General features: G+C 62.5%; 18 protein-coding genes. 3 read left to right on the top strand and 15 right to left on the bottom strand.

Features of this window, described 5'->3' with window-relative positions; genetic code table 11:
- The first annotated feature begins 165 nt into the window (after positions 1-165).
- Complete coding sequence (locus HMPREF3138_RS02045; protein ID WP_038873404.1) at positions 166-2,055, top strand: PhoX family protein; 1,890 nt, start codon at positions 166-168, stop codon at positions 2,053-2,055.
- Between the two features lie 44 nt (positions 2,056-2,099).
- Here the strand turns inward: HMPREF3138_RS02045 and apaH are convergent, their stop codons facing one another.
- From apaH to lptD, 6 genes are all read right to left on the bottom strand, one after another.
- A complete protein-coding gene (gene apaH, locus HMPREF3138_RS02040; RefSeq protein WP_038873407.1) occupies positions 2,100-2,951 on the bottom strand; it encodes a bis(5'-nucleosyl)-tetraphosphatase (symmetrical) ApaH in 852 nt (283 codons plus the stop codon).
- Positions 2,952-2,953: 2 nt separating this feature from the next.
- On the bottom strand, positions 2,954-3,331 hold the full coding sequence (gene apaG / locus HMPREF3138_RS02035) for a Co2+/Mg2+ efflux protein ApaG (RefSeq protein ID WP_038873410.1): 378 nt from the start codon (positions 3,329-3,331) through the stop codon (positions 2,954-2,956).
- Between the two features lie 12 nt (positions 3,332-3,343).
- On the bottom strand, positions 3,344-4,162 hold the full coding sequence (rsmA, locus tag HMPREF3138_RS02030) for a 16S rRNA (adenine(1518)-N(6)/adenine(1519)-N(6))-dimethyltransferase RsmA (protein WP_038873412.1): 819 nt from the start codon (positions 4,160-4,162) through the stop codon (positions 3,344-3,346).
- The gene (gene pdxA, locus HMPREF3138_RS02025; RefSeq protein ID WP_033649277.1) at positions 4,155-5,147 is read right to left on the bottom strand and encodes a 4-hydroxythreonine-4-phosphate dehydrogenase PdxA; all 993 of its coding nucleotides are present in this window, start codon (positions 5,145-5,147) and stop codon (positions 4,155-4,157) included. Before pdxA ends, rsmA begins: the two co-directional genes overlap by 8 nt.
- Complete coding sequence (gene surA, locus HMPREF3138_RS02020; RefSeq protein ID WP_038873415.1) at positions 5,134-6,435, bottom strand: peptidylprolyl isomerase SurA; 1,302 nt, start codon at positions 6,433-6,435, stop codon at positions 5,134-5,136. Before surA ends, pdxA begins: the two co-directional genes overlap by 14 nt.
- A 65-nt stretch (positions 6,436-6,500) precedes the next feature.
- Complete coding sequence (gene lptD / locus HMPREF3138_RS02015; RefSeq protein ID WP_038873416.1) at positions 6,501-8,876, bottom strand: LPS assembly protein LptD; 2,376 nt, start codon at positions 8,874-8,876, stop codon at positions 6,501-6,503.
- Positions 8,877-9,104: 228 nt separating this feature from the next.
- Here lptD and djlA point away from each other — a divergent pair, with 228 nt between their 5' ends.
- A complete protein-coding gene (gene djlA / locus HMPREF3138_RS02010) occupies positions 9,105-9,926 on the top strand; it encodes a co-chaperone DjlA (RefSeq protein ID WP_015376627.1) in 822 nt (273 codons plus the stop codon).
- Between the two features lie 143 nt (positions 9,927-10,069).
- On the opposite strand, the gene rluA is transcribed toward djlA, so the two are convergent.
- The 3 genes from rluA to HMPREF3138_RS01995 all read right to left on the bottom strand — a co-directional run bounded on the left by rluA (position 10,070) and on the right by HMPREF3138_RS01995 (position 16,298).
- On the bottom strand, positions 10,070-10,720 hold the full coding sequence (gene rluA, locus HMPREF3138_RS02005) for a bifunctional tRNA pseudouridine(32) synthase/23S rRNA pseudouridine(746) synthase RluA (protein ID WP_004932866.1): 651 nt from the start codon (positions 10,718-10,720) through the stop codon (positions 10,070-10,072).
- A gap of 57 nt (positions 10,721-10,777) precedes the next feature.
- Positions 10,778-13,684, bottom strand: a complete 2,907-nt coding sequence (rapA, locus tag HMPREF3138_RS02000) for an RNA polymerase-associated protein RapA (protein ID WP_038873420.1) — start codon at positions 13,682-13,684, stop codon at positions 10,778-10,780.
- 247 nt (positions 13,685-13,931) lie between these two features.
- Complete coding sequence (locus HMPREF3138_RS01995; RefSeq protein ID WP_038873423.1) at positions 13,932-16,298, bottom strand: DNA polymerase II; 2,367 nt, start codon at positions 16,296-16,298, stop codon at positions 13,932-13,934.
- 214 nt (positions 16,299-16,512) lie between these two features.
- Here HMPREF3138_RS01995 and HMPREF3138_RS01990 point away from each other — a divergent pair, with 214 nt between their 5' ends.
- Positions 16,513-17,289: a DedA family protein gene (locus tag HMPREF3138_RS01990; protein ID WP_038873425.1), complete on the top strand. Its 777-nt coding sequence runs from the start codon at positions 16,513-16,515 to the stop codon at positions 17,287-17,289.
- 29 nt (positions 17,290-17,318) lie between these two features.
- Here the strand turns inward: HMPREF3138_RS01990 and ilvN are convergent, their stop codons facing one another.
- The 6 genes from ilvN to thiB all read right to left on the bottom strand — a co-directional run bounded on the left by ilvN (position 17,319) and on the right by thiB (position 22,884).
- Positions 17,319-17,612: an acetolactate synthase small subunit gene (ilvN, locus tag HMPREF3138_RS01985; RefSeq protein WP_016929110.1), complete on the bottom strand. Its 294-nt coding sequence runs from the start codon at positions 17,610-17,612 to the stop codon at positions 17,319-17,321.
- A gap of 3 nt (positions 17,613-17,615) precedes the next feature.
- A complete protein-coding gene (ilvB, locus tag HMPREF3138_RS01980) occupies positions 17,616-19,310 on the bottom strand; it encodes an acetolactate synthase large subunit (protein WP_038873428.1) in 1,695 nt (564 codons plus the stop codon).
- A 111-nt stretch (positions 19,311-19,421) separates the two neighbouring features.
- On the bottom strand, positions 19,422-19,535 hold the full coding sequence (ivbL, locus tag HMPREF3138_RS26070) for an ilvB operon leader peptide IvbL (protein WP_154747116.1): 114 nt from the start codon (positions 19,533-19,535) through the stop codon (positions 19,422-19,424).
- Between the two features lie 88 nt (positions 19,536-19,623).
- Complete coding sequence (gene thiQ / locus HMPREF3138_RS01975; protein WP_038873430.1) at positions 19,624-20,328, bottom strand: thiamine ABC transporter ATP-binding protein ThiQ; 705 nt, start codon at positions 20,326-20,328, stop codon at positions 19,624-19,626.
- On the bottom strand, positions 20,315-21,922 hold the full coding sequence (thiP, locus tag HMPREF3138_RS01970; RefSeq protein WP_038873432.1) for a thiamine/thiamine pyrophosphate ABC transporter permease ThiP: 1,608 nt from the start codon (positions 21,920-21,922) through the stop codon (positions 20,315-20,317). Before thiP ends, thiQ begins: the two co-directional genes overlap by 14 nt.
- Positions 21,898-22,884 carry a thiamine ABC transporter substrate binding subunit gene (gene thiB, locus HMPREF3138_RS01965; protein ID WP_038873434.1) on the bottom strand — a complete coding sequence of 329 codons (987 nt, stop codon included), beginning with the start codon at positions 22,882-22,884 and terminating at the stop codon, positions 21,898-21,900. Before thiB ends, thiP begins: the two co-directional genes overlap by 25 nt.
- Positions 22,885-22,940: the final 56 nt, after the last annotated feature.

Raw genomic sequence — 22,940 nt, 5'->3', positions numbered from 1 at the left:
CAACTCCCCCCGGGGGCGCAAGCAATTGCGCCCCCGGCCTTTTTGCGCCCGTCGTCCGTAACCTTTCCGTCACATTACCTGATTAGTATGAAGCCCAACTCCGAGCGCCCCGGCAACTCTGGTGAATCTTGATCGCGGCGCCATAACTAAAAAGGTAACCATGCTATGACCAAGCAAATTGAGCAATTAGACGCCGACCGCCTGATCGATCCCACTCGCCGCATACTGCTGCTCGGCAGCGCCGGCGCCGTAGGCCTGGCCGGCTTTCTCGGCGGCGGCATCTGGTCGGTCTCCGCCGAGGCGTTGGCCGAGGATCTGCCGCCTAACAAACTGCTGGGCTTTCAGGGCATCGCCGCCTCTACCGCCGACGAGGTGACCATCGCACCGGGCTACCGTGCGGAGGTGCTGATCTCCTGGGGAGAACCGCTGGTGGATGGCGCACCGGCCTTCGATCCGCAGGGCAACAACAGCGCCGCCGATCAGGAAAAACAGTTCGGCGACAATAACGACGGCATGAGCTTCTTCCCGATCGACGATCGCCACGGCGTGATGGCCATCAATAACGAATACGTCAATGAGCAATACCTGTTCGCCCACGGCGGCACTAAGGCCACCAGCCTGGAAGAGGTGCGTAAATCGCAGGCGGCGCACGGTGTTTCCATCGTGGCGGTAAAGCGCGTCGGCGACGGCCAGCGTTGGGAAGTGGAGCGCCCGTCGCGCTATAACCGCCGCATCACCGCCAACACCAACATGCAGTTCAGCGGCCCGGCCGCCGGGCATCCGCTGCTGCAGACCGCCGCCGATCCAAGCGGGCGCAAGGTGCTGGGCACCTTCGGCAACTGCGCCAACGGCAAGACGCCGTGGGGCACTTACCTGACCTGCGAAGAAAACTTCGATACCTACTTCGGCACCCGTCAGGCCGATTACCCAACCACGCCGGAACAGAAGCGTTACACGCTGAAGGTCAGCGAGCCGGAGCGTAACTGGCCGGACTATGACGAGCGCTTTGACGTGGCGAAGAACCCCAACGAATTCAACCGCCACGGCTGGATCGTGGAGATCGATCCGCTGAATCCGACCTCGACGCCCATCAAGCACACCGCGCTGGGCCGCTTCAAGCATGAAAATGCGGCGGTGACCGTGGCCAAAGATGGCCGTCTGGTGGTGTACATGGGGGACGACGAGCGCGGCGAGCATATCTATAAGTACGTTTCCAAAGGTGTGGTCGACGCCGCCAATCCGGCCAACAATCGCACGCTGCTGGACGAGGGAACGCTGTACGTGGCGCAGTTCGACGGCGACGAAGCCGGCACGCCGCTGAAGGGCAAAGGGCGCTGGATTGCGCTCGAGTTCGGCAAGAACGGCCTGACGCCGGAGAACGGCTTCCGCGATGAGGCCGAAGTGCTGATCTTCGCCCGCAAGGCGGCACAGCAGGTCGGGGCCACCAAAATGGATCGTCCGGAGTGGATCGCGGTGAACCCGCATGACGGCCGCGCGTACTGCACGCTGACCAACAACAGCAAGCGCGGTGAGGAAGGGATGCCGCTGAACGCCGCCAACCCGCGGCCGAACAATATCTATGGCCAGATCATTCGCTGGGATGAAGGCGGTGACGCCACCGCCGGCACCTTTGCCTGGGACATGTATGCGCTGTGTGGTAACCCGATTGCTCACCCGGAAGGCGTCAACCGCGGCACGCCGAACATCACGGCGGACAACACGTTCAACAGCCCGGACGGGCTGGGCTTCGATCGCGCCGGCCGCCTGTGGATCCTCACCGACGGCAAGTACAGCAACAAGGGAGATTACGTCGGGCAGGGCAACAACCAGATGCTGGTGGGCGATCCGGTCAGCGGCGAAATTCGCCGTTTCATGGTGGGGCCGAAGTCCTGCGAACTGACCGGCATCACCTTCACTCCGGACTACAAGACGATGTTCGTCAACGTGCAGCATCCGGGAGAAGAGGGCAACTCGCACTTCCCGAACAACAGCCCGCGCCCGCGTTCATCGGTGTTGATGATCACGCGTGAAGATGGCGGGGTGATTGGGGCGTAAAGCGGTAAAGAGAACCAAGGCGGCCCTGGGCCGCCTTTATATTTTCAGGACGCGGCCAGTCTGCCGGCGTGGTCAGGCGCCTCGCCACGGTTGGCGGGCTGCGTGAAGTAACGGCGGTCTTCCCAGCGTAGCATCGTCAGATCGCCGCCCCAGCAACAGCCGGTGTCCAGCCCGATCACGCCTTCCGGCGTGCCCTTGCCTTCCAGCGAGGCCCAGTGACCGAAGACGATGGTGTATTCCGGATCCACCAGGCGCGGCAGCTCGAACCACGGCTTCAGCGGTGCCGGTGCGGTGCCCGGCGCATCTTTGCAGATCATGTCGAGCTGGCCGTTGGGGAAGCAGTAGCGCATGCGCGTGAGCGCATTGGTGCTGAAACGCAGGCGCGCCAGGCCGCTCAGTTCCGGTGTCCAGTTGTTCGGCATGTCGCCGTACATGGCGTCGAGAAACAGCGGGTAGCTGTCGCTGCTCAATACCGCTTCCACTTCGCGCGCGCACATTTTCGCGGTGTCGATATCCCACTGCGGGGTGATGCCGGCGTGCGCCATCACCAGCTTTTGCTCATCGTCCACCTGCAGCACCGGTTGGCGGCGCAGCCAGTTGATCAGCTCGTCGGCGTCCGGCGCTTCCAGCAGCGGGGTGATGCGATCTTTGGGCTTGTTGCGGCTGATGCCGGCGTAGACCGCCAGCAGGTGCAGATCGTGGTTGCCCAGCACCATGCGCACCGCCGGGCCGAGCGAGCGCACGAAGCGCAGCACGTCCAGCGAGGCGGGGCCGCGCGCCACCAGATCGCCGGTCAGCCACAGCCGATCGTGCTCGGGATCGAAAGCAGCCTGAGCCAGCAGCGACTTCAGTTCATCGTAACAGCCGTGAACGTCGCCGATAAGGTATGTCGACATAATTAATGGATCAGCGTTGGAATGGCTAAGCGAAACACGGGAATAGCGGTGCGGAACGGTTGACCCTGATGGTCCACCATTTCGTAATGGCCTTCCATGGTGCCCAGCGGCGTTTCCAGAATCGCGCCGCTGGTATACTGAAACTCTCCGCCGGGCGGAATGACAGGCTGTTCGCCGATCACGCCTTCGCCCTGAACTTCGGTTTGGCGGCCGTTGCTGTTGGTGATCAGCCAGTAACGGCCCAGCAGTTGCACGTCGTTCCGCCCCAGATTACGGATAGTGATGGTATAAGCGAAGACATAACGCTCTTCTTCAGGGATCGACTGTGATTCCACATAGATGCTCTGAACCTGAATACACACGCGGGGCGAATCAATCATGACAACAACTCCTTATTGCTGCGGCGTCGTATTGGCTGACAGCCAGTTCGCCAGCTTGCAGTACTGCGCCACAGAAATATTTTCTGCTCTGAGCGAAGGATCGACGCCCAGCTCCGTCAGCTGTTCCGGCGTGAACAGGTCGCCCAGGCTATTGCGGATGGTTTTCCGCCGCTGGTTGAACGCTTGCGTGGTGATGCGGCTCAGCATGCGCACGTCGCCCACCGGGTTCGGCAGCACGCTGTGCGGCACCAGGCGCACCACGGCGGAATCGACCTTCGGCGGCGGCGCGAACGCGGTCGGCGGCACTTCCAGCACCGGAATGACGTTGCAGTAGTACTGCGCCATCACGGTCAAACGCCCGTAGGCCTTGCTGTTCGGGCCGGCCACCAGACGGTTGACCACCTCTTTTTGCAACATAAAGTGCATGTCGCGGATTGCCTGAGTATAGCTGAAAAGGTGGAACATCAGCGGCGTCGAAATATTGTACGGCAGGTTACCAAATACGCGCAGCGGTTGGCCAGCTTCCTCGGCCAGTTCGGCGAAATTCACCGTCATGGCGTCCTGCTGGTGGATGGTCAGTTTGTCTTTCAGCCGCGGATGGTTCTCCAGCCGGGTGGCCAGATCGCGGTCCAGTTCGATCACCGTCATGCGATCCATGCGTGCGCCGACCGGCTCGGTCAGGGCGCCGAGGCCGGGGCCGATCTCGACCACCGCTTCGCCCGGCTGCGGGTGAATGGCGGAGACAATGCTATCGATGACAAACTGATCGGTTAAAAAGTTTTGTCCAAAGCGTTTGCGGGCAAAGTGCCCTTGGTGGACTCTGTTATTCATTACAATTAATTATCATTTTAATGGCGAGATTCAGGGCCGTTTGGAAACTGCCGACATCGGCGGTGCCGGTGCCGGCCAGTTCCAGAGCGGTACCGTGGTCGACCGAGGTGCGTATGAAAGGCAAACCGAGGGTGATATTCACCGCGCGGCCGAACCCTTGGTATTTTAGCACCGGCAGCCCCTGATCGTGATACATCGCCAGCACCGCATCGGCATCTTGCAGATATTTGGGCTGGAACAGGGTGTCCGCCGGCAGCGGGCCGACAAGATGGATGCCCTCAGCGCGCAGCGCGTCGAGCGCCGGGATGATGGTGTCTATCTCTTCGTGCCCCATATGGCCGCCTTCCCCGGCGTGGGGGTTCAGACCGCAAACGTAAATGTGCGGCCGGGCGATGCCAAATTTGGTTTTCAGATCGTGGTCGAGGATGCGGATGACTTCGAACAGGCTCTGTTGCGTGATGGCGCCCGGCACCGCCAGCAGCGGCAGGTGGGTGGTCGCCAGCGCCACGCGCAGCTCTTCGGTCGCGAGCATCATCACCACGCGATCGCAGCGGCTGCGATCGGCAAAGAATTCGGTATGGCCGATAAACGGCACGCCGGCGTCGTTGATCACGCCCTTGTTCACCGGGCCGGTGATCAGCGCAGCGAATTCGCCGTTCAGACAGCCGTCGCAGGCGCGCGCCAGGGTTTCCACCACGTAGGCGCTGTTGCCGACGTTCAGCTCCCCGGCGGTGACCGGGTGAGCGAGCGGGACCGGCAGCACGGTCAGCGTGCCGGCGCGTTGCGCCTCGGCCGGTTGCTGCGGCTGGTAGTCGCGCAGCGTCAGCGGCAGACCCAAACGCTTGGCGCGCTCAAGCAGCAGGGCCGGATCGGCGCACACCACCAGCTCAACAGGCCAATCCTGTTGCGCCAGCGCTGCCACCAAATCCGGCCCTACCCCGGCGGGTTCACCGGGGGTAATGACGACGCGTTTATTGCTGTGCATCGCTGCCATCGAGGATCTTCACGTAAGCCTGGGCGCGCTGTTCCTGCATCCAGGTCTGTGCTTCTTCGGCGAACTTACGGTTGAACAGCATGCGGTAAGCGCGATCTTTTTGCGCGGCGTCGGTCTTATCCACTTGGCGGGTATCCAGCAGCTGGATCAGGTGCCAACCGAAGGAAGAGTGGACCGGGGCGCTGATTTCACCCTTGCTCAGCTTCAGCAACGCATCGCGGAAGGCCGGATCGTAGATGTCCGGAGAAGCCCAGCCCAGATCGCCGCCCTGCATGGCGGAACCCGGATCCTGCGACAGCTGTTTGGCTTCGTCGGCAAACTTGGCGCGGCCGCTCTTGATCGCTTCCGCAACGGATTGCAGCTTGGCGCGCGCCTGATCGTCGGTCAGCACCACCGAAGGTTTCAGCAGGATGTGACGGGCGTGCACTTCGGTAACCGACACCGACTGGCTCGCACCGCGGATGTCGTTCACTTTCAGGATGTGGAAGCCGACGCCGGAGCGGATTGGGCCGACGACGTCGCCTTTCTTGGCGCTCACCAGACGTTCCGCGAACAGGGTCGGGACCTCTTGCAGCTTGCCCCAGCCCATGTTGCCGCCTTTCAGCGCCTGAGAGTCGGCGGAGTAGGTGATCGCCAGCTTGCCGAAGTCGGCGCCGCTGTTGAGCTCACCCACCAGGCGTTTGGCCAGCTCTTCGGCTTTGTCGACCTGCTGCTGAGACGGGTTCTCCGGCAGCGGGATCAGAATGTGGCTGATGTTCATTTCGGTGTCGCTGCCGTTCTGCGCGCCCACCTGTTTGGCCAGCGAGTCCACTTCCTGCGGCAGGATGGTGACGCGGCGGCGCACTTCGTTGTTACGCACTTCGGAGATCAGCATCTCTTTGCGGATCTGCGAACGGTAGGTGTTGTAGTTCAACCCTTCATACGACAGGCGGCTGCGCAGCTGATCGACGCTCATCTTGTTTTGCGCGGCGATATTGGCGATCGCTTTATCCAGATCGGCGTCGGACACGGTGATGCCCATTTTCTTGGCCATCTGCAGCTGGATGTTATCCATGATCAGGCGTTCGATGATCTGATGGCGCAGCGTCTTGTCGTCCGGCAGCTGTTGGCCGGCCTGCTGGGCGTTGAGCTTCACTGACTGCAACAGACCGTTGACGTCGCTTTCGAGTACCACGCCGTTATCCACGACGGCGGCGACTTTATCCACTTCTTGGGGTGCTGCGAACGCGGCATTGGCGCAAACCACCAATCCGAGAATAAGCGTTCTCCAGTTCTTCATACATTTCCCATTATGTAATCCGCAAATGCGGGTGAAAGTTCTCGTTTTCAAAGTGTTGCAAAGCGTCAGAATGCGCGCTGATACGGCAGAATGCCGGAGCGCAGCATTTCTGCGGAGCCGAGACTATGATCGCTGCTCAGGCCGCGCAGTTCGACGTTGAACGAAACTCTGTTGTCGTAAACGCTGGTATTGTTGCTGTTGTTCCAGTCGGTGATCTTGCGCTCATAGCCCAGGGTCACTGCCCAGCAGCAGGTGTTGTACTTCAGCCCCACCAGCTGATCGGCGGATTGTTTGGCGCGGGTGTCGTAATAATACGCCCCGACCACCGCCCAACGATCGGCGATCGGCCAGCTGCCGGTGATGCCCACCTGCGAGATGCCGTCCTGGAAGGCCGGAACCGTTTTGGTGTTCAACGCCGTCTGGATATATTCCGGCGTGGCGTAACGGTAGTTCAGCTGCACCACGCGCTCGGCGTCCTGGCGGTATTCCACCACGCCGTTGCCCAGCGAGACGCTGTTCAGGCGGGTGTCGTACTGCAGGCCGCCGCGCAGGCCCCAACGATCGTCGATTTTCCAATAGGTATCGCCGGCCCAGGCCACGCTGCCGGTATCGTCGTTGTTGTCGTACCCGGTTACCTGGTCGCCGGTGCGCGAACGGCTGAAGTAGTAGATTTGACCCACGGAAGCGTTAAAACGTTCCACCAGCGCGTCATCATAAATGCGGGTGGTCAAACCGGTGGAGACGCGGTTCTGCGAAGCGATGCGATCCAGGCCGCTGTAGGTGCGGTCGCGGAACAGGCCGGAGTAATCGGTCTGCAGCAGCGTAGTGTCGTAGGTGTAGATGTTGCTCTGGTCACGGTACGGCACGTACAGGTACTGCACGCGCGGCTCCAGCGTCTGGGTGGCCCCTTCGGCCCAGATCATCGGGCGTTCGAATACCAGCTTGCCGTCGACCTTGAACTGCGGCAATACGCGGTTGACCGAGTTGTCGAGGTTCGGCGCCGTAACCGGATTGTTCTGCGTACTCTTACGACTTTCATAGTTGGCGGCGAAACCGTCAGGAATATCCTGCTGGTAGTGGGTCGCCATCAGCTTGGCTTCGGTGTTCAGGCTGGCCCAGCCGTTGGTCAGCGGCAGGTTGAGCGTCGGTTCCATATGCAGACGGGTGGCGTCCGGGCTGTACGGGTTGACGCTGGTGAACTTGGCCGCCTGGCCGTAAATATGGAAATCGAACGGGCCGAGGTCGTTTTTGTAGTAGTTCAGATCCAGCTGCGGCTGCACCTTATAGGTGTCAGACCGGGTACGGTCGGTGGTGTCGAAGATCTGGAACTGCTTGGAGCTCAGCGTGGCGTTCCAGTTCTCGTTGGCGTAGCCGAGGCTGAATTTTTGCGTGGCGTAGCCGTCGGTGGTGGAACCGTACTTGGAGTCCAGATCGGTGAAGTATTTGTAATCGCTGACCTTGGTGTAGTCGACGTTGAAGCGCCACACCTGATCCATGACGCCGTTGTGGTTCCAGTAGAACAGCCAGCGTTTGCTGTCGTCATTATCTTTGCCGTATTCCTTGTCGTCCGGCAGCCAGTCGAACTCCATCAGGCCGAGACCCGGCTGCACCAGATAACGGAACTCGGTCTGCCATTGCAGGCCGCGCTTGGACATATAGTGCGGGGTGATGGTGGCGTCGTAGTTCGGCGCGATGTTCCAGTAGTACGGCAACATGAACTCGAAGCCGTTGTTGCTGCCGTACTTGGCGTTCGGGATCAGGAAGCCGGAACGGCGTTTGTCGCCGACCGGCAGCTGCAGGTACGGGCTGTAGAACACCGGCACGCCGCCGATGCGGAAGCGGGCGTTCCACACTTCCGCCACCTGCTCTTCGCGATCGTGGATCACTTCGGAACCGACCACGCTCCAGCTGTCGTCGCCCGGCAGACAGGAGGTAAAGGTGCCGTTTTCCAGAATGGTGTAACGGTTGGCGCCGCGCATCTTCATCTTGTCGGCGTCGCCGCGCCCCTGACGGCCGACCATCTGGTAGTCGCCTTCATAGACGTCGGTATCTTTGGTGTTCAGGTTCGACCAGGCCTTCGGGCCTTTCAGTTTGATCTGATTGTCGCTGTAGTGCACGTCGCCGGTGGCGGTGACGGTGCGCACCGGCTCCGTCTGGCCGGGTTTTTGCGTCTGGTTCAGCTCAACTTCTTTGGCGGTCAGGGTGCTGTTGCCCTGCTCGATATGCACATTGCCGCTGAACAGGGCGCTTTTCGGGTAGTCGGCGCGCGAGTCATCGGCATTGATGGTCACCGGTTGGCTGTTCGGATCGCCGCTGACCAAAGGCTTGTCGTAAACGGGAACGCCAAGCATGCATTGCTCGGCCAGATCAGCCAGCGCATGCTGACTGTAGAGTGCCGTCCAAATCATCGTGGCCAGCAGTGTTGGGAAACTTTTTTTCATACGCGGTTTTGGTGTTCCGTCATCAGAGGCGTCGTGTCCGGCAAACGGTCAGAGACTATATTACTCATCTGCGTTGCGCTAGTGCTAAATCCAGCCGTTTACTTGCGTCGTCGTTAGGCGCAAAGATAAATGACAGGTATGATAATCCAAATTCTAGGAAAAATCGCCTGCACCCTTTCCTGAAGCGAAGGGGAGTGGGCGGCTTTCGGCATGATAATTGAGGAGTATATGCAGTATTGGGGAAAACTGCTCGGCGTCATCGTCGCCATCTGGTCTGGCGCGGGATTCTGGGGTGTAGTTCTGGGGCTGATTATCGGTCATATGATCGATACGGCGCGCAGCAACAAGCGCAGCCGGGGGTTTTTCACCGACCAGCAAACGCGGCAAACGCTGTTTTTCCGCACCACTTTTCAGGTGATGGGCCACCTGACCAAATCCAAAGGACGCGTCACCGAGGCGGATATCCAGATCGCCAGCCTGTTCATGGATCGCCTGCAGCTGCACGGCGAAGCGCGCACTGCGGCGCAACAGGCGTTCCGCGAGGGCAAACAGAGCCAGTTCCCGCTGCGTGAGACGCTGCAGCAGTTCCGCAGCATCTGTTTTGGCCGCTTCGATCTGATTCGGATGTTTCTGGAAATTCAGATTCAGGCGGCGTTTGCCGACGGCTCGCTGCACCCGAACGAACGCCAGGTGCTGTACGTCATCGCTGAGGAGCTGGGCATTTCGCGCGCGCAGTTCGACCAGTTCCTCAGCATGATGGAAGGTGGGCGCCAGTTCGGCGGCGGTCAGCAGGGCGGATATTCGCAGGGCGGCTATCAGCAGGCTCAGCGCGGCCCGACGCTCGACGACGCGTGCAAGGTGCTCGGCGTGCGCAGCAGCGACGATGCCGCCACCATCAAACGCGCCTACCGCAAACTGATGAGCGAACACCATCCGGATAAGCTGGTGGCGAAAGGCTTGCCGCCGCAGATGATGGAAATGGCCAAGCAGAAAGCACAGGAGATTCAGGCGGCGTACGACCTGATCAAACGCGAGAAAGGCTTTAAATAACGATACCCGTTATACTTCGAGCTGCAGGTGTGTTGGCTGCCCGCGCTTACCCCGGTCACGTACTTTTTGTACGCTCCCGGGGCTGCGCTTAGTTGCCGCCTTCCTGCAACTCGAATTATTTAGGGTATCCCTGGGTGATGAGCTCAGAAATCCGGCTCGGCGCGAAAGTGCATCGGCGTCTGGAAGGCGGGGTGGGTGATGCGCAGCTCTTGCGCATGCAGCTGCAGCCGCGGCGCCATCGCCTTGGCCTCCGGCGGGGCATAGAAACCGTCGCCGAGGATCGGATGCCCCAGCGCCAGCATGTGCACCCGCAGCTGGTGCGAGCGGCCGGTGATCGGCGTCAGCTTCACGCGGGTGCTGCCGTCGGCGTCGCGCGACAGCACCAGATATTCCGTTTGCGCCGCTTTGCCGGTGTCAAAACACACCTTCTGCAGCGGCCGGTTCGGCCAGTCGCAGATCAGCGGCAAATCCACCAGTCCTTCGTCATGCTCCATATGCCCCCAAACGCGGGCGATATAGGATTTCTTCGGTTCGCGTTCGCGAAACTGGCGCTTCAGCTCACGCTCGGCGGCCTTGTTGAGCGCCACCACGATCACCCCGCTGGTGGCCATGTCCAGCCGGTGCACTGATTCGGCGGCCGGATGATCGGCCTGAATGCGGGTCATCAGGCTGTCTTTGTTTTCCGGCGCGCGGCCGGGCACCGACAGCAAGCCGCTGGGCTTGTTGACCACCATGATGTGTTCATCCTGATACAGGATGTGCAGCGGGTCCTGCGGGGGATTGTAGGGTTCCATCTTGGCTCCGCGATAAGGGCCGAACGGGGAGGCGCTTGCCTCCCCGCGTCGCGCCGGTTACTGGTGGGTGACCACCACCAGACGAATGGCGTCCAGACGCCAGCCGGCTTCATTGAGGTTGGCCAGCACCTGACGGCGGTTGAACTCCAGCGCTTCGACTTCGTCGTCGCGGATGTTCGGGTTGACCGCCTTCAGCGCTTCCAGACGCGCCAGCTCGGCGCTCAGCTTGTCGTCCGCCTCTTGCTTCGCCTGTTCGATAAGCGTGCGCGCCTGCGCTTCCACCAGGCTTTCCGCCTGCTGCAGCATGGCGTGCACGTCTTGCTGCACGGCGTTGACCAGCTTGCTGGAGGTGTGGCGATTGACCGCGTTCAGCTGGCGGTTGAAGCTTTCGAACTCGACCTGCGCCGCCAGGTTGGTGCCCTTGCGATCCATCAGCATGCGGATCGGCGTCGGCGGCAGGAAGCGGGTCAGCTGCAGGTGCTTCGGTGCCTGGGCTTCCACCACGTAGACCAGCTCAACCAGCAGGGTGCCGACCGGCAACGCTTTGTTTTTCAACAGGGACACTGCGCAGCTGCCGGTGTCGCCGGACAGGATCAGATCCAGGCCGTTGCGGATGATCGGGTGCTCCCAGCTGACGAACTGCGCGTCTTCGCGCGACAGCGCCCGATCGCGGTCGAAGGTGACGGTGCAGCCGTCCTGCGGCAGGCCCGGGAAGTCCGGCACCAGCATGTGATCGGACGGCGTCAGCACGATCAGGTTGTCGCTGCGGTCTTCCTGATTGATGCCGACGATGTCGAACAGGTTGAGCGCGAAGCCCACCAGATTGACGTCGTTATCCTGCTCGGCGATGGCGGCAGCCAGCGCCTGGGCTTTGTCGCCGCCGTTGGAGTGCATCTCCAGCAGGCGGTCGCGGCCCTGTTCCAGCTGCGCTTTCAACTGATCGTGCTGCTGGCGGCAGCCGTGGATGAATTCGTCGAAGCCTTCCTGTTCGGTCGGCGCGGCCAGATAGCCGATCAACTGCTCGTAGCAGCTGTCGTAGATGGTGCGGCCGGTCGGGCAGGTGTGTTCGAAGGCATCCAGCCCCTCGTGGAACCAGCGGCCCAGCACCGCCTGCGCGGTGTGCTCCAGGTAAGGCACCATGATTTGGATATCGTGCATCTGGCCGATACGGTCCAAACGGCCGATACGCTGCTCCAGCAGATCCGGGTTGAACGGCAGATCGAACATCACCAGCTGACTGGCGAACTGGAAGTTGCGGCCTTCGGAGCCGATCTCGGAACACAGCAGCACCTGCGCGCCTTCCTCTTCGGAGGCGAAGTAGGCGGCGGCGCGGTCGCGCTCGATGATCGACAGCCCTTCGTGGAACACCGCGGCGCGGATCGCTTCACGCTCGCGCAGCACCTGCTCCAGCTGCAGCGCGGTGTCGGCCTTGGCGCAGATCACCAGCACTTTTTCGTTGCGGTTGGCCAGCAGGTAGTCCAGCAGCCACTCGACGCGCGGGTCGAAGTTCCACCAGGTGGCGTTTTCGCCTTCGAATTCCTGGTAGATCTGCTCCGGATACAGCATGTCGCGCGCGCGCGCTTCGACGGACTTCTTGGCGCCCATGATGCCGGAGACTTTGATCGCGGTCTGATACTGGGTCGGCAACGGCAGCTTGATCTGGTGCAGGTTGCGGTGTGGGAAGCCCTTCACGCCGTTGCGGGTGTTGCGGAACAGCACGCGGCTGGTGCCGTGGCGATCCATCAGCATGGCCACCAGCTCCTGGCGCGCCTGCTCGGCGTTGTCGCCTTCGCTGTTGGCCGCTTTGAGCAGCGGTTCGATGTCCTGCTCGTCGATCAGCTCGCCCAGCAGGTTCAGCTTGTCGTCGGCCAGGCGTTCACCGCTCAGCAGCAGGGTGACGGCGTCGGCCACCGGGCGGTATTTCTGCTGCTCGGCAACGAACTCGCCGTAGTCGTGGAAACGGTTCGGATCGAGCAGGCGCAGGCGCGCGAAGTGGCTCTGTTGGCCCAGCTGCTCCGGGGTGGCGGTCAGCAGCAGCACGCCGGGGATGTGCTCGGCCAGCTGTTCGATCACCTGATATTCGCGGCTCGGCGCTTCTTCGCTCCAGGCCAGGTGGTGCGCTTCGTCGACCACCAGCAGATCCCACTGGGCGTCCGCCAGCTCTTCCAGGCGCTGCTTGTTGCGGCGCACGAAGTCCAGCGAGCAGATCACCAGCTGCTCGGTTTCGAACGGGTTGCTGCTGTCGAGCTTGGCTTCGGCGTAGCGGCTGTCGTCGAACAGCGAGAAGTAGAGGTTGAAGCGGCGCATCATCTCCACCAGCCACTGGTGCTGCAGCGTTTCCGGCACCACGATCAGCACGCGCTCGGCGCGGCCCGCCAGCAGCTGCTGGTGGATGATCATGCCGGCTTCGATGGTTTTGCCGAGGCCGACTTCGTCCGCCAGCAGAACGCGCGGCGCATGGCGCTGGCCGACTTCATGGGCGATGTGCAACTGGTGCGGGATCAGGCTGGCGCGCATGCCGCGCAGGCCGGCGAACGGCAGGCGATACTGCTCGCTCTGGTATTTGCGTGCGCGGAAACGCAGCGCGAAACGGTCCATGCGGTCGATCTGGCCGGCGAACAGGCGATCCTGCGGTTTGCTGAAGGTCAGCTTGCTGTCCAGCAGGACTTCGCGCATCGCCACGCCGCTTTCCTGGGTGTCCTGGCGGGTGCCGATATAGGTCAACAGACCGTTTTCCTCTTTCACCTCTTCCACCTGCAGCTGCCATCCCTCGTGGCTGCTGACGGTATCGCCCGGGTTGAACATCACGCGGGTGATCGGCGAATCGTTTCTGGCATAGAGGCGGTTTTCACCGGTGGCGGGGAAAAGCAGGGTAATCATGCGCGCGTCCAGCGCCACGACGGTGCCCAGTCCTAATTCGCTTTCCGTGTCGCTGATCCAGCGTTGACCAAGAGTAAAAGGCATATATTGTCGGCTCGATTCTTTGTAAGTAAGTCTTGTTACCGGGCGGGAAGGGCCGCGGCACCTGTACTGAACGTCTGCTAATCCCGGTTTGTTTTAAATTTGACGGGCAATAGCCGTTCACGCCATGCAGACGTCGCGAGACGGCAGGGCTAAGCGTGGTTCAGTTTTGGGAAGGGCGCTATGGTAATGGAAGGCGGCGCGTTCGTCACCTGCAAAACCGGATGATTTTTCTTAACCTGGCGCAATCTCAAAACAGCCCCATCTGCCCGGTGACCAGCGTGGTGAAATCGTCGTGCAAGAAAGGGAGTATAGCGTCTGCCACCGGTTGCAGCTGGCGTTCGAGGTAATGCTGATAGTCGATGGGCGAATGGCGCGTTTCCAGCGGTTCCGGCCCGGCGACGGTCATCACGTAGCTGATCCAGCCGCCGTTCTGATACTGCAGCGGCCGCCCCTGGCTGCGGTTGTAGTCGTCGGCGATGCGCGCGGCGCGGGCGTGCGGCGGTACGTTGCGCTGATAGTCGTCGAGCTTTCTGCGCAGGCGCTTGCGGTAGACCAGCTGATCGTCGAAGTCGCCGTTCAGGGTTTTGCCGACGTAGTCGCGCACATAATCCTGGTAGGGCTGCCGTTTGAAGATGCGCTGATAGAGCTGCTGCTGGAACTGCTGCGCCAGCGGCGTCCAGTCGGTGCGCACCGTTTCCAGGCCTTTGTACACCATCTCTTCCTCGCCGCCGGCGCGTGCGATCAGGCCGGCGTAGCGCTTCTTGCTGCCCTGTTCGGCGCCGCGAATGGTCGGCATCAGGAAGCGGGAATAGTGGGTTTCGAACTCCAGCTCCAGCGCGTTCTCCAGCCCGAACTGCTGCTGCAGATGCTGCTGCCACCAGGCGTTGACCCGCTGCACCAGCGCCCGGCCGATCTGCGCCGCCTGCTGCTCGTCATGCGGCTGTTTCAGCCACACGAAGGTGGAGTCGGTATCGCCGTAAATCACCTGATAGCCTTCGGCTTCGATCAGCTCGCGGGTTTGGCGCATGATCTCGTGGCCGCGCAGGGTGATCGACGACGCCAGCCGCGGATCGAAGAAGCGGCAGCCACTCGATCCCAGCACGCCGTACAGCGCGTTCATGATGATCTTCAACGCCTGCGACAGGGGTTTGTTGTGTTGGCGCTTGGCGGCCTCGCGCCCCTGCCAGATCTGTTCGACGATCGCCGGCAGGCAGTGTTTGCTGCGCGAGAAGCGGGCGTTGCGAAAGCCGGGCACCGAGTCGGCGTCGCTTGGGTGGCGCATGCCTTCCACCAACCCGACCGGATCGATCAGGAAGGTGCGGATGATCGACGGGTACAGGCTTTTATAGTCCAGTACCAGCACCGAGTCGTACAGACCGGGCCGGGAGTCCATCACGAAGCCGCCGGGGCTGTGCTCTTCCGGCTGTTCGCCGAGGTTGGGGGCGACAAAGCCCAGGCGGTGCATGCGCGGCATATAGAGGTGGCTGAAGGCCGCCACCGATCCGCCGCTGCGATCGGCCGCCAGCCCGGTGACGGTGGCACGTTCCAGCAGGAAGTTGAGCAGGTCGGCCTTGGCGAAGATGCGCGTCACCAGCTCGCAGTCCTTCAGGTTGTAGCGGGCCAGCGCCGGCTTGTCTTCGGCGAAGCGTCGGTCGATCTCCGCCATGCGCTGATAAGGGTTGTCGATCGCCTTGCCTTCGCCCAACAGCGCCTGCGAAACGTATTCCAGGCTGAAGGAAGGAAAATTCCAGGTGGCGGATTTCAGCGCTTCGATGCCGTCGATAATCAGGCGGCCGGCGGCGGCGGCGAAAAAGTGGTTCTGTTTGAAGCCGTGCTCGCGCCACTCCAGCAGGTTGCCGCCGCGCCCCAGCCGCAGCGGGATCTGGTAGCGTTCGGCGTGCTTTTGCAGCACCCGCAGATCGAACTGCACCAGGTTCCAGCCGATGATGGCGTCAGGATCGTGGCGCTCCAGCCACGCGTTCAACCGTTCCAGCAGCTGGGGGCGGCTGACGCAGTATTCCAGATCGAAATCCAGCGGCGCATCGCCGCCGTTGGCCGGCCCCAGCATGTAGACCTGCCGCTGGCCGCAGCCTTCCAGCGCGATGGAGTAAAGTTCGCCGTGGGCGGTGGTTTCGATATCCAGCGACACCAGCCTGAGCGTCGGGCGGTAGTCCGGCGCCGGCTTCATCTGGCCATTGAGCAACGGCCCATCGCCGTTGCCCTGGCCGTTGAACCACACCGGCGCGGTGATGAAGCGTTCCATCAGGTAGCGCTCGGGCGGGCGAATGTCGGCCTCGTAGAGCGTAACGCCGCCTTCCCGCAGCAGCTTTTCCAGCTTGATGAGCTGACGGTGCTGGCGGCAGTACAGCCCCAGCATCGGGCGGTGATGAAAATCCGTCAGCGCCAGCGGTTTCAGTTCGACTTGCCGTTCTTCGCGCAGCAGCAGTTCCGCGCGCGGCTTTTGTTCGGCGGGGATAAACGCCACCGAGGTTTGCGGCGGCAAGCGCAGTTGACGCGGGCCTGCGTCGGTCGCCAGCCAAAATTCGACCTCGGTGCCGGCGGGCGTGTCGCGCCAGTGGCGAGTGAGCAGGAAACCCTGTTGCAGTGCTGTCATAACCCCTTCGTCTTCCGCCGGGCGGCGTGCGCGACATTCAGCGAGATGTCGGTTTTAGCGCTAATATAGATAAATTATAGTATGGGTTTTTATACAGTAATTGTCCATTGCCGTGCGGCGTTGCCAAATACGCATACAATTCATCGATTGACTCGTCTGCGGCGGCACTGGAAAATCCTTCGCCCCGTTTGGCCGAATAATCCGCAGAGGTGTAATGGAAGCCTATTTACAAGATTTGATCACCCAGTCACTGGCTTTCACCCTGATGGTCGTCCTGCTGGTCGCTTTTCTCGAGTCGCTGGCGCTGGTGGGGCTGCTGCTGCCCGGCACGGTGATGATGGCCAGCATCGGCGCCCTGATCGGCAGCGGCAAGGTGGACTTCTACTACGCCTGGGCGGCGGGGATCGTCGGCTGCCTGCTCGGCGACTGGATCTCCTATTTCGTCGGCCGCGCCTTCAAAGGGCCCTTGCACCGCTGGTCGTTCCTGAAGAAGAACAAAGCGCTGCTCGACAAAACCGAACACGCCTTGCACCAGCACAGCATGGCGACCGTTCTGATCGGCCGCTTCGTTGGCCCGACGCGCCCGCTGGTGCCGATGGTGGCCGGCATGCTCGATCTGCCGCCGTACAAGTTTGCTTTGCCGAACATCATCGGCTGCCTGACCTGGCCGCCGGTCTATTTTTTCCCCGGCATCCTGGCGGGCGTGGCGATCGACATTCCCGCCGGCGCCAACAGCGCGATGTTCAAGTGGCTGCTGCTCGCCGCGGCGCTCACCCTCTGGCTGGCGGTGTGGCTGAGCTGGCGCTGGTGGCGTGAGGGCAAGCGCAATGCCGATCGGCTGAGCCGTTGGCTGACGCCGCTGCGGCTGCGCGTGGTGTGCGCCGTGAGTTGGCTGGCGGCGCTGGCGGTCGGTTATCTGCTGAGCCAGCAGCCGCTGATGCCGGTGTATCGGCACCTGTTGTGGCAGGTGCTGTCCGGGCAATCATCATAATGGATAGGGGGCGTCAGCCCCCGTTCGCCTTACTGGAAGAACGCTTCCAGCTGTTCAAATACCCGCACGTCTTCGCTGTGGCGCTTCACCTGAAGCACGTCTTCCAGCTTTTCCACCTGGCTTATCATCTGCTCCAGCCGTTGGTCGTCGGCGACCAGTAGCCAAATGCGGCTCTGCTGGCCGTCCTTCAGCGGCAGACACAGAATGCCTTCGACGTTGAACGCGCGGCGAGCGAACAGCCCGCAAACGTGCGACATGACGCCGGGATGGTTGCGCACGGCCAGCTCCAGAATCACCTGGGGTTTATCTTGTGGTTGCAGCATGGCTTATTCTCCAATCATGTCGATGTTGGCGGCGCCCGGCGGCACCATCGGGAACACTTTTTCGTTGATGTCGATCAGCGCGTGGATCAGGCAGGGGCCCGGGCGTTGGATCGCCTCGGCCAGCGCGGCCTGCGGATCTTCCGCGGCGTTTAAATCGCAGGTATCCAGCCCGAATCCGGCGGCGATCTTCAGGAAATCGGTGCGCTTCGGATAGGCGGCGGCGAAGATGCGCTGCTGGTAGAACAGGGTTTGCTGCTGGTGCACCAGCCCCAGCGCCTGGTTGTTCATCAAAATGATTTTCACGTCCAGATCGTGTTCGACTGCGGTGGCCATTTCCTGAATGTTCATCATCAGGCTGCCGTCGCCGGAGAAGCACAGCACTTTACGCTCGGGCTCCGCCAGCGCCGCGCCGATCGCCGCTGGCAGACCGAAGCCCATGGTGCCCAAACCGCCCGAAGTCAGCCACTGGCGCGGCCGGCTCAGCGGATAGGCCTGCGCCACCCACATCTGATGCTGACCCACGTCGGTGGTGATGATGGCGCTGTCGTCCACGCAGCGCGCGGCGGCCAGCACCAGGCCGTAATGGCTCAGCGGATCGTCGGCGTTCGGCATGTTGAACGGGAACTCGCGTTTCAGGTCGTTGACGGTGCTCAGCCACGCGCTGCGCGGCTGCGTGTCGATCTGCGGCAGCAGCTGTTGCAGTACTTGGCCGACGTCGGCATGGATCGCCACGTTGGCCTGCTTGACCTTGCCCAGCTCGGCGCGGTCGATATCCACGTGAATGATGGCGGCGTTAGGGCAGAACTGTTCGGTTTTGCCGATTGCCCGATCGTCGAAGCGCGCGCCCAGCACGATCAGCAGATCGGCCTCCTGCAGAATGAAGTTGGTGCTGCGCGCCGCGTGCATGCCCAGCATGCCCAGCGACAGCGGGTGTTCCACCGGCATCGCCCCCAGCGCCATCAGCGTCATGGTGGTAGGCAGACCGGCGCGTTCGGCCAGTTCCAGCGCCTGCCGGTGAGCGTCGGCGCAGATGATGCCGCCGCCCAGGTAGAGGATCGGGCGTTTCGCCTGGTTGATCATCGCGGCGGCCTGCGAAACCAGCGCCGGATCGAAGCTCGGTGCGGCGTCCGGCACGGCGATCGGCGGCAGCTCCTCCAGGGTGATGGTGGCGGTCTGCACGTCTTTCGGCACATCGATCCAGACCGGGCCGGGGCGGCCGGACTCGGCGATGCGGAACGCGTCGCCGATCACCTGTGGCAGTTCGCGGATATCGCGTACCAGATGGTTGTGCTTGGTGATCGGAATGGAAATGCCATAGGTGTCCACCTCCTGGAAGGCGTCGGTGCCGATCATTGAGGAGGGCACCTGACCGGTGATGCACACCAGCGGAATGGAGTCGAGCTTGGCGTCGGCGATGGCGGTGACCAGGTTGGTGGCGCCCGGCCCGCTGGAGGCGATGCACACCGCCGCTTTGCCGTTGGCGCGCGCCATGCCCTGCGCCATAAAGCCCGCGCCCTGTTCGTGGCGCGCCAGCACGTGGTGTATGCGGGTGCTTTGGCTCAGCGCGTCATACAGCGGCAGCGCCGCGCCGCCGGGAATGCCGGCGACAGTGGTGATGCCCTGCCGCTCCAGCAGATGAACGATCAATTGTGCGCCGGTGAAGCTGGTGCCCGGCTGAGGCGTGCCCGAAGTTGCCATGTTCCTGTCCTTTCTCAAGGCCGGTGAGCTTTTCTGGGCAGGGTGCTAAAACAAGAAACCCCGCCCGGTTTGCGCCGGCGGGGTTTGGGAATCGATGCGTTGATTCGGACCCTACGGCGCATTGCCGACGACCACCACCACACGCACGACGACCACCGCGGCTGGTAGCGCGGTAACTAGTAGGGTCGAAGTCAGCGAGGATGCGATCACAGGGAACCTTATCATCAGTAAAAAAAGTCAGGTTTTTATAAAAACACAGGCGCAAAATTCGCACAACAGGTTTATTGCCGCAGCATAAAAAACGCGCGTCAGATCACGCTTTACCTGAAATGCCCAGCACGCGCGCTTCGGGCGCGCTGCCGTCCAGCAGGGCCTGCGTCGGGCCGTCGTAGTAGATGCGCCCGTCGACCACCAGCAGCGTGCGCGGCGCGATGCGCGCGGCGTCGTCGAGGTTGTGCGACACCATCAGCAGCGTCAGGTTGCGCTGTTCGCACACCGTCTGCAGCAGCTGCAGCATCTCGTTGCGCAGCGCCGGATCGAGCGCCGAGAAGGGCTCGTCGAGCAACAGGATCGGCCGTTGGCGAATCAAACAGCGCGCCAGCGCGGCGCGCTGACGCTGACCGCCGGAAAGCTGCGACGGCAGGCGCTCCAGGTGTTCCTCCAGGCCGACCTGACGGGCGATATGCGCCCGCTGTTGGCGCTGCTGTTCAGTCAAGCGCAGACCGGGATCCAACCCCAGCCCGATGTTCTGCGCCACCGTCAGGTGCGCGAACAGGTTGTTCTCCTGAAACAGCATCGACACCGGCCGTTTGGCCGGCGGGGTGGCGGTGTGGTCTTCGTCGTTCAGCAGCAGCCGGCCGCTGGCCGCTGGCAGAAAACCGGCGATCAAACTCAGCAGGGTGCTTTTACCGGCGCCGCTGGGGCCGAGCACCGCGACGCGCTCGCCCGGCTGGATGCGCAGATCAAAGCGCATCGGCAGGTGTTCGTACAGATAGGTCAGTTTTTCAAGCGTCAGCATGGCGCCCCGGTAAGCGTTCGATCAGGGTAAACAGCAGGAAACACAACAGCAGCAACAGCAGCGCGGTCACCGCCCCGTCGTTGCTGCGGTAGGCGCCAATCTGCTGATACAGGTAAAAAGGCAGGGTACGGAAATGCTCGTTGCCAAACAAGGCGACCACGCCGAAATCGCCGATCGACAGCACGCAGGCGAAGGCCAGTGCCTGTGCCAGCGGGCGACGCAGCGCACGCAGTTCGATCAGCCGCAGCCGTTGCCAGCCGTGGATATCCAGCGACAGGCACAGCGGGTTGTAACGTTCGGCGAGGTCGCGCATCGGGTTCTCCAACACCTTCAGCGCATAGGGCACCGCCATCAGCGCATTGGTGAGGATCACCAGCGCATAGGGCGACTGCGGCAGCCCGATCGTATCGCTCAGCAGCAGGAAGAAGCCGGTGGCCAGCACGATGCCCGGCATCGCCAGGATCACCATGCCGCTCAGCTCCAGCGCCTGGCCGCCGCGCAGATGCTGCCGCAGCTTCAGCTCGCGGCTGCTCCACAGCAGCATCATCGTAAGCGCCACGCACAACAGCCCGGCGCCGAGGGCGATGCGCAGCGACGTGAACAGCGCCTGCCACAGCACCGGCTGGCGCAGCACGCTGACGACGGCCTGATTGGCGCCGTCGGCGATCACCGCCAGCAGAGGCGGCAGCAGCAGCAGCAGCGCGGCGGCGATCAGCAGAAAATCGCCGACGCGCCGCCACAGGCTGTCTTCCGGGTTGCGCCAGCGCTGGGCGTGGGTATGGCCCACCGGCAGCGCCTGGCTCAGCCGCTGGCTGATCAACACCAGCCCCAGACAACAGCTTAACTGGATCAGCGCCAGCATGGCGGCACGGCCCAGATCGTAGTCGTAACTCAGCGCCTGGTAGATCGCCAGTTCGATGGTGGTGGCCTGCGGCCCGCCGCCCAGCGACAGCACGGTGGCGAAGCTGGCGAAGCACAGCATGAAGATCAACGCGCCGCTCGGCAAGATCTGGCGGCGCAGCGCCGGCCATTCGACGAAGCGGAACTGCTGCCAGCCATTCATGCCCAGCTGGGCGGCCAGCTGGCGCTGCTCCACCGGGATATTCTCCAGCGCCTGCAGCAACAGGCGGGTGGCCAGCGGCAGGTTAAAGAACAGGTGCGCCAGCAGAATGCCCTGCAGGCCGTAGGGCGAGAAGCCATACTCGACGCCCAGCCAGCCGCACAGCGTCGCCAGCCAGCCCTGGCGCCCATAGACGCTGAGCAGGCCGAACACCGCCACCAGCACCGGCAGCACCAGCGTCATGGCGCACAGCCGCAGCAGCAGCTGCCGGCCGGGGAAACGGCGGCGATAGAGCGCGCGCGCCAGCAGAACGGCGGGCAGCACTGAAATCAGCGCCGACAGCAGCGCCTGCCAAAAGGTGAAGCGCACCACGTGCCATAGGTAGCTGTCCTGCCACAGGCCGCGCCAGTCGCTGTCCGGCGCGTGACGCCACAGCGAGCCCATCGCCAGCGCGGCGACCAGCAGGATCACGCCGGCGGCCAGCAGCCCCGGCCAGAGCCAGCGGGGGATCAGCGGCTGACGGCGGTTTGCCATGCCCGGATCCAACCGCCGCGTTGTTTGGCCACCTCTTCGGCGCTGTATTGCAACGCGGTATGCGGCACGTTCATCTGCTCAAAGCCGATGGGTAGTGGGGTGTTGATCACCGGGTACATCCAGTTGCCGGTCGGGATGGTGTTCTGGAAGGCCGGCGTCACCATGAACTGCATGAAGCGCTCCGCCAGCTCAGGCTGTTTGGCGGCCTTCAGCTTGCCCGCCACTTCCACCTGCAGGTAGTGCCCTTCGCTGAACGTGGCGGCGGCGTAGAGATCTTTTTTCTCTTCGATCAGGTGATAGGCGGGAGAGGTGGTGTAGCTGAGCACCAGATCGCCTTCGCCTTTCAGGAACAGGCCGTAGGCTTCGCTCCAGCCTTTGGTGACGGTGACGGTCTTCTTCGCCAGCTGCTGCCAGGCGGCCGGCGCCTTGTCGCCATACACTTTTTGCATCCACAGCAGCAGGCCGAGGCCCGGCGTGCTGGTGCGCGGATCTTCGTAGATCACTTTCCAGTTGCGATCGCTGCTGACCAGCTCCTGCAGGCTTTTTGGCGGGTTCTTCAGTTTTTCTTTGTTGTAGACGAAGGCGAAGTACCCGTAGTCGTAAGGCACGAAGGTCGCGTCCTGCCAGCCGCCCGGCACCGTCAGTTTGGCGGTGTCGACGCCGCTCGGCGCGAACAGGCCGGTTTGCCGCGCCGCCTGCAACAGGTTGTTGTCCAACCCCAGCACCACGTCGGCGGCGCTGTTTTTGCCTTCCATGCGCAGGCGGTTCAGCAGCGAGACGCCGTCCTCCAGCGCGACGAACTTCAGTTCACAGTCGCACTCGGCTTCGAAGGCTTTTTTCACCGCCGGGCCTGGGCCCCAGTCGGCGGCGAAGGAATCGTAGGTGTAAACCGTCAGCGTCGGCTTGGCGAACACCGGCGCGGCACACAGCAGCAATAAGCAGGGCAGATATGTTTTGACCACGTTGCACTCCTGAAAAATAAGGGGGCAAGGGCATCTGAGGGGGCGAGGCGGCGTCG

Source organism: Serratia sp. HMSC15F11 (assembly GCF_001808215.1).
Lineage (GTDB): Bacteria > Pseudomonadota > Gammaproteobacteria > Enterobacterales > Enterobacteriaceae > Serratia > Serratia nevei.
Note: the sequence above shows the minus strand (reverse complement) of the source record. Positions and strands in the feature narration are given on the sequence as shown.

Coding starts and splice junctions, on each gene's coding strand:
- HMPREF3138_RS02045 (WP_038873404.1), top strand. CDS start 166: ATGACCAAGCAAATTGAGCAATTAGACGCCGACCGCCTGATCGATCCC.
- apaH (WP_038873407.1), bottom strand. CDS start 2,951: ATGTCGACATACCTTATCGGCGACGTTCACGGCTGTTACGATGAACTG.
- apaG (WP_038873410.1), bottom strand. CDS start 3,331: ATGATTGATTCGCCCCGCGTGTGTATTCAGGTTCAGAGCATCTATGTG.
- rsmA (WP_038873412.1), bottom strand. CDS start 4,162: ATGAATAACAGAGTCCACCAAGGGCACTTTGCCCGCAAACGCTTTGGA.
- pdxA (WP_033649277.1), bottom strand. CDS start 5,147: ATGCACAGCAATAAACGCGTCGTCATTACCCCCGGTGAACCCGCCGGG.
- surA (WP_038873415.1), bottom strand. CDS start 6,435: ATGAAGAACTGGAGAACGCTTATTCTCGGATTGGTGGTTTGCGCCAAT.
- lptD (WP_038873416.1), bottom strand. CDS start 8,876: ATGAAAAAAAGTTTCCCAACACTGCTGGCCACGATGATTTGGACGGCA.
- djlA (WP_015376627.1), top strand. CDS start 9,105: ATGCAGTATTGGGGAAAACTGCTCGGCGTCATCGTCGCCATCTGGTCT.
- rluA (WP_004932866.1), bottom strand. CDS start 10,720: ATGGAACCCTACAATCCCCCGCAGGACCCGCTGCACATCCTGTATCAG.
- rapA (WP_038873420.1), bottom strand. CDS start 13,684: ATGCCTTTTACTCTTGGTCAACGCTGGATCAGCGACACGGAAAGCGAA.
- HMPREF3138_RS01995 (WP_038873423.1), bottom strand. CDS start 16,298: ATGACAGCACTGCAACAGGGTTTCCTGCTCACTCGCCACTGGCGCGAC.
- HMPREF3138_RS01990 (WP_038873425.1), top strand. CDS start 16,513: ATGGAAGCCTATTTACAAGATTTGATCACCCAGTCACTGGCTTTCACC.
- ilvN (WP_016929110.1), bottom strand. CDS start 17,612: ATGCTGCAACCACAAGATAAACCCCAGGTGATTCTGGAGCTGGCCGTG.
- ilvB (WP_038873428.1), bottom strand. CDS start 19,310: ATGGCAACTTCGGGCACGCCTCAGCCGGGCACCAGCTTCACCGGCGCA.
- ivbL (WP_154747116.1), bottom strand. CDS start 19,535: ATGATAAGGTTCCCTGTGATCGCATCCTCGCTGACTTCGACCCTACTA.
- thiQ (WP_038873430.1), bottom strand. CDS start 20,328: ATGCTGACGCTTGAAAAACTGACCTATCTGTACGAACACCTGCCGATG.
- thiP (WP_038873432.1), bottom strand. CDS start 21,922: ATGGCAAACCGCCGTCAGCCGCTGATCCCCCGCTGGCTCTGGCCGGGG.